General features: G+C 63.0%; 5 protein-coding genes. 1 reads left to right on the top strand and 4 read right to left on the bottom strand.

Annotated elements, in window-relative coordinates:
• From yidC to rpmH, 4 genes are all read right to left on the bottom strand, one after another.
• Window positions 1-1,090, bottom strand: a 1,090-nt coding sequence (gene yidC, locus ACMV18_RS07135; RefSeq protein ID WP_420817269.1) for a membrane protein insertase YidC, incomplete at its 3' end; no start/stop codon positions are given.
• Window positions 1,087-1,341, bottom strand: coding sequence for a membrane protein insertion efficiency factor YidD (yidD, locus tag ACMV18_RS07130; RefSeq protein ID WP_339582336.1), 255 nt, complete (start codon window positions 1,339-1,341; stop codon window positions 1,087-1,089). The genes yidC and yidD, both read right to left, overlap by 4 nt.
• 68 nt (window positions 1,342-1,409) lie before the next feature.
• The gene (locus tag ACMV18_RS07125) at window positions 1,410-1,925 is read right to left on the bottom strand and encodes a ribonuclease P protein component (RefSeq protein WP_339581940.1); all 516 of its coding nucleotides are present in this window, start codon (window positions 1,923-1,925) and stop codon (window positions 1,410-1,412) included.
• 107 nt (window positions 1,926-2,032) lie between these two features.
• On the bottom strand, window positions 2,033-2,167 hold the full coding sequence (gene rpmH / locus ACMV18_RS07120) for a 50S ribosomal protein L34 (protein ID WP_339581939.1): 135 nt from the start codon (window positions 2,165-2,167) through the stop codon (window positions 2,033-2,035).
• Between the two features lie 369 nt (window positions 2,168-2,536).
• Between rpmH and dnaA the strand changes: the two genes are divergently transcribed.
• The coding region (gene dnaA, locus ACMV18_RS07115) for a chromosomal replication initiator protein DnaA (RefSeq protein ID WP_420817268.1) at window positions 2,537-3,807 on the top strand (1,271 nt) is incomplete at its 3' end.

The following is a 3,807-nucleotide window of genomic DNA, read 5'->3' as shown; positions in this document are numbered from 1 at the left end:
GCCAGAACAGCGGCTTGGCCATCAGGTGGGTCCAGCCATAGTCCTTGACCAGCTCCAGGCCTTCGGCCAACTTGGCCAGCTTGACCTCTTCCTGCGGGCCGACCAGCAGCTGCGTCTCGATGGCCTTGGTCTGACCCGGGGCCACTTCGCCCACCGGGAACAGCATGCCCAGGGCATACAGGTTGCTGTCCAGCTTGCGGGCGTAGAACTCGCGCGCGGTCTTGGTGTTGTTCAACCAGGCGGCGGTGAAGTAGTGCTGGACGACGGCCACCCAACCGTTGTCGGCATTCTTCTGGAACTCGGCCTCGTTCTTCTCGATCTGGGCAAACTCCACCTTCTGGAACTTGGCTTCGCCCGTGTAGAACGCACCACCCAGGTAGGCCTGAGGCGCACCGATCATGGTGGGACCTTCGGCCGTCGGGGCCGAACCATCGCGCACCAGTTGCACATACAACTGTGGGCTGACGGCGGCGGCAGAACTGTTGACCACTTCCTGCTTCACATCGATGGCGTAATTGCCACGCGGGAAGGTGAAAGTCTTGATCAGCTGCACACCGTTCACCGGTGCCGAAGCCATCTTGACAACCAACTTGTCCGCGCCATCGGCGAGCACACGCTCGGTGCTCAAGACGGTGAAGGGGGTTTTGTGGTTGGGCAATCCGGTGGTCGCAATCAAGCCGGTCTCGGCCACATAGGTGTGACCGGCGGTCTTGTTGAACAAGACCATGTTCTGCTTGAAATCGTCTTGTGCACGGTGCTGCAGCAACTCCACGCGCACCATGCTGCCGCCCAAGGTGTCGAACGTCGCCTTGACCACATCGGTGGTGACCGTGATCAACTCACTTTTCGGCACCACCGGGGCACTGGCGCCACCATCGGCAGCCACGGCTGCGGCGGGCGCGCCCAGCGCGGCACTGGGAGTGGGCAAGTTGGCAGACGAAGCCGGCCCCGACGCAGCGGGTGCCGAAGCCACCACCGGTGCGGGCGCAAACAAGGAAGGTTGACCAGTGTGAACCAGCCAGCCATCCCACAACATCAGCAGTGAGACGGCAAACACCGACCACAGCAGGGTGCGACGCAGATCATTCATGGGCGATTGGAATCCGACGAAGGGTTGCAAAAACGGGACAAGAGACGCGGTGCCTGATCGGGCACCGGGTCATGGCCACCCGGACAACCCGGATGACAACGCAGCAGACGCCGTGCCGTCAGGTACGACCCTGCGGCCGGACCATGACGCTCCAGCGCCTGCAAAGCATATTGGGAACAGGTGGGCGTGAAACGACAGGCCGAGCCCAGCCAAGGGCTGAGCAAGAGCCGATACGCTTTCACGACCCCCATCAGCACCGCATTGAGACCGGCGCACAGCGCAGCCAGCCCTTGGCGGAACACATGGAGGAGCGTGTGCATCATGCCGTACTCCGGGCCAGACGTGACCAGAGTTGGTCAAGTTCGTCGCGCACAGCCACGTTCAACGCACGGGAGGCGGCGCTGGGAAAGAACTGACGGTCAAACGGGGCTTTGAGACGCACGACCCAGCCATCGACCTCGGGGCCATGGCGGCCGGCAGCCCAGATGTCAGGGCCATGTCGACGCAGGGCCTCACGGACCTGGTGACGGATCAGGGAACGCGTCACCGAACGACGCGCCTGTTTTTTGGGCAGCACCAAGCCCAGTCGCCAGCCGCTCGGGCCACAACTGGGCAAAGTGAGTGCACACTCATCCACACACAAGGCGGCCGACAACCCCTCGTCTGTGGACAACGGGGCTGGCGAAGCGAGGGCCTCAGGCTCGGACCCTGCCAAAGCAGCATCCGCAGCACGCACCAACGGCAGCGCATGCAAGACGAAGTGCGTCGTGCGCGAAACCGGGCGCGAACCCAAAGCCCTCTGAAAATCAGCAGCTTTCAGGCTGGGTGGCCGCACGGTGTGTCAGGAAAGTCAAGTCGAAACAAAGCCGGGCAGCGCCCGGCCTCGTTCACACCTGTACTGGTCGAACGCCCTCACGGCACCGACCAGACCGGGACGGGAAATTACAGACCCAGACGCTTGCGGCCCTTGGCGCGGCGAGCAGCGATGACCTTGCGGCCACCCTTGGTCTTCATGCGCACCAGGAAACCGTGGGTGCGGGCGCGGCGGGTCTTGGAGGGTTGGTAAGTACGCTTCATGAGATGGTCCTTCATGAGGCCGCACCTCAATGGGGCGGCCCTGTCTGTGTCTTGTGATCCCTGATGCGATGCAATTGCCGCCCAGGTGGCACCCGGACCCTCTGCACACTCAGACACGCCACCATGGATGGTATTGGCACGCCAAAGCACTCAGCTGACCGGACGAACCCGCGATTACAACAGGTTTTTGGCACAGGGTCAATGCCTTTGCGGATCTGGGCCTGGGCTGAGCTTCCCGCCCCCCGAAATCGCAGTCAGACACCGACCTTGTCCCAAATCACCCACCCCGGGAAAAAACTGTGGATAACCTGTCAATGACCTGTGCTCATGCGCTTAGAATTCGCTCCCCGAAGAAAGACTTGTCCACACATGAGTGCCGCCGAATTGACCACCGCCGGCCAGAGCCCCGACGACCCCGCCACCCTGTGGCAACGGACCTGTGAGCGCCTGGCCACCGAACTGCCTGAACAGCAGTTCAACACCTGGATCCGCCCGCTGCCGCCGGCCGAAGTGAGCCAGAGCGAAGGCGTGACCCTGGTGTCGGTGCGTGTGGCCAACCGCTTCATGCTGGACTGGATCCGCACCCAGTACAGCGCACGGCTCGAAGCCATCCTGGGCGAACTGCAGTCGGGCGAAATCCGCCTGGACCTGGCCCTGGCTCCCCGCATGGCCGCCCCCGTCGGTGGCTTGCGTCCCGGCATGGTGATGCCGGGTCGCGCCCTGCCCCCCAATGCGCAAGCCAGTCCGGCCATGCCTCCGCAGATGGCCCAGGCCCAAGCTGCCAACCAGGGTCCGGCGGGCGCCGCCTATCCACAGGCGTCTGAACCGAGTCGTGGTGGTCGCGCACAACCTCAGGTCATGGGCCTGAACCCGGCGCTGACCTTCGACAACCTCGTGCCCGGCCGTGCCAACCAGATGGCCCGCACCGCCGCCCTGCATGTGGCCGGCGCCCCTGGTCAGATGTACAACCCGCTGTTCATTTACGGTGGGGTCGGTCTGGGTAAAACTCACTTGATGAACGCCGTGGGCAACGCCCTGCTGGCCGACAAGCCGGACGCGCGCATTCTTTACCTGCACGCCGAGCAGTTCATCTCGGACGTGGTCAAGAACTACCAGCGCAAGACCTTTGACGAACTCAAGGCCAAGTACCACAACCTCGATCTGCTGCTGATCGACGATGTGCAGTTCTTCGCCGGCAAGGACCGCACGCAGGAAGAGTTCTTCAACGCCTTCGAGGCGCTGCTGGCCAAGAAGGCCCACATCATCATGACGTCCGACACCTATCCCAAGGGGTTGGCCAACATCGATGAACGCCTGACCTCGCGCTTCGACGCCGGCCTGACGGTGGCGATCGAGCCGCCCGAGCTGGAAATGCGCGTGGCCATCCTGATCAAGAAGGCTGCCCAGGAAGGCATCGACATGCCCGAAGACGTGGCCTTCTTCGTCGCCAAGAACGTGCGTGCCAACGTGCGTGAGCTCGAAGGCGCGCTGCGCAAGGTGCTGGCCTTTGCCAAATTCAGCCACAAGGAGATCACGATCAACCTGGCGCGCGAGGCCCTCAAGGACTTGCTGTCGATCCAGAACCGCCAGATCTCGGTGGAAAACATCCAGAAAACCGTGGCCGACTTCTACAAGATCAA

It is taken from the genome of Aquabacterium sp. (assembly GCF_048860245.1).
Taxonomy (GTDB): domain Bacteria; phylum Pseudomonadota; class Gammaproteobacteria; order Burkholderiales; family Burkholderiaceae_C; genus Aquabacterium.
This window is presented reverse-complemented; position numbering and strand designations above follow the sequence as displayed.

Coding starts and splice junctions, on each gene's coding strand:
- yidD (WP_339582336.1), bottom strand. CDS start 1,341: ATGGGGGTCGTGAAAGCGTATCGGCTCTTGCTCAGCCCTTGGCTGGGC.
- rpmH (WP_339581939.1), bottom strand. CDS start 2,167: ATGAAGCGTACTTACCAACCCTCCAAGACCCGCCGCGCCCGCACCCAC.